Source organism: Rathayibacter sp. PhB186, from assembly GCF_003751825.1.
Classification (GTDB): domain Bacteria; phylum Actinomycetota; class Actinomycetes; order Actinomycetales; family Microbacteriaceae; genus Rathayibacter; species Rathayibacter festucae.
Genome location: NZ_RJKO01000016.1, coordinates 3,551 through 5,296, shown reverse-complemented (window position 1 = coordinate 5,296; position 1,746 = coordinate 3,551). Strand labels below are relative to the sequence as shown.

The following is a 1,746-nucleotide window of genomic DNA, read 5'->3' as shown; positions in this document are numbered from 1 at the left end:
TTCAGGTGTGGAGGCGGGATGTGTCCGATTCTTGAGAACTCAACAGCGTGCACTATGTTCAATGCCAAATTTATAACCCCGTCCGGGTCTTGTGATCCGGTTGGGTTCCTTTGGAAATTGATGTCAGTAATGATGTCTTATTTGCTAGAGGTCAAACTTGAGTGCCTTCCTTTCGGGGTTGGTGTTCGTAATTTTTTTACGGAGAGTTTGATCCTGGCTCAGGACGAACGCTGGCGGCGTGCTTAACACATGCAAGTCGAACGATGAAGCCCAGCTTGCTGGGTGGATTAGTGGCGAACGGGTGAGTAACACGTGAGTAACCTGCCCTTGACTCTGGGATAAGCGCTGGAAACGGCGTCTAATACCGGATACGACCTGCCCCGGCATCGGGTGCGGGTGGAAAGTTTTTCGGTCAAGGATGGACTCGCGGCCTATCAGGTAGTTGGTGAGGTAATGGCTCACCAAGCCGACGACGGGTAGCCGGCCTGAGAGGGTGACCGGCCACACTGGGACTGAGACACGGCCCAGACTCCTACGGGAGGCAGCAGTGGGGAATATTGCACAATGGGCGAAAGCCTGATGCAGCAACGCCGCGTGGGGGATGACGGCCTTCGGGTTGTAAACCTCTTTTAGTAGGGAAGAAGGGCTTCGGCTTGACGGTACCTGCAGAAAAAGCACCGGCTAACTACGTGCCAGCAGCCGCGGTAATACGTAGGGTGCAAGCGTTGTCCGGAATTATTGGGCGTAAAGAGCTCGTAGGCGGTTTGTCGCGTCTGCTGTGAAAACCCGAGGCTCAACCTCGGGCCTGCAGTGGGTACGGGCAGACTAGAGTGCGGTAGGGGAGAATGGAATTCCTGGTGTAGCGGTGGAATGCGCAGATATCAGGAGGAACACCGATGGCGAAGGCAGTTCTCTGGGCCGTTACTGACGCTGAGGAGCGAAAGCGTGGGGAGCGAACAGGATTAGATACCCTGGTAGTCCACGCCGTAAACGTTGGGAACTAGATGTGGGGACCTTTCCACGGTCTCCGTGTCGCAGCTAACGCATTAAGTTCCCCGCCTGGGGAGTACGGCCGCAAGGCTAAAACTCAAAGGAATTGACGGGGGCCCGCACAAGCGGCGGAGCATGCGGATTAATTCGATGCAACGCGAAGAACCTTACCAAGGCTTGACATATACCGGAAACTTCCAGAAATGGTTGCCCCGCAAGGTCGGTATACAGGTGGTGCATGGTTGTCGTCAGCTCGTGTCGTGAGATGTTGGGTTAAGTCCCGCAACGAGCGCAACCCTCGTTCTATGTTGCCAGCACGTCATGGTGGGAACTCATAGGAGACTGCCGGGGTCAACTCGGAGGAAGGTGGGGATGACGTCAAATCATCATGCCCCTTATGTCTTGGGCTTCACGCATGCTACAATGGCCGGTACAAAGGGCTGCGATACCGTAAGGTGGAGCGAATCCCAAAAAGCCGGTCTCAGTTCGGATTGAGGTCTGCAACTCGACCTCATGAAGTCGGAGTCGCTAGTAATCGCAGATCAGCAACGCTGCGGTGAATACGTTCCCGGGCCTTGTACACACCGCCCGTCAAGTCATGAAAGTCGGTAACACCCGAAGCCAGTGGCCTAACCGCAAGGAGGGAGCTGTCGAAGGTGGGATCGGTGATTAGGACTAAGTCGTAACAAGGTAGCCGTACCGGAAGGTGCGGCTGGATCACCTCCTTTCTAAGGAGCATCTGGACACCATGCGTTT

At 55.3% G+C, this 1,746-nt stretch carries 1 rRNA gene; it reads left to right on the top strand.

What is annotated here, in order from left to right:
* Positions 1-195: 195 nt before the first annotated feature.
* Positions 196-1,718 (top strand): 16S ribosomal RNA (locus EDF45_RS20930).
* Positions 1,719-1,746 lie beyond the last annotated feature (28 nt).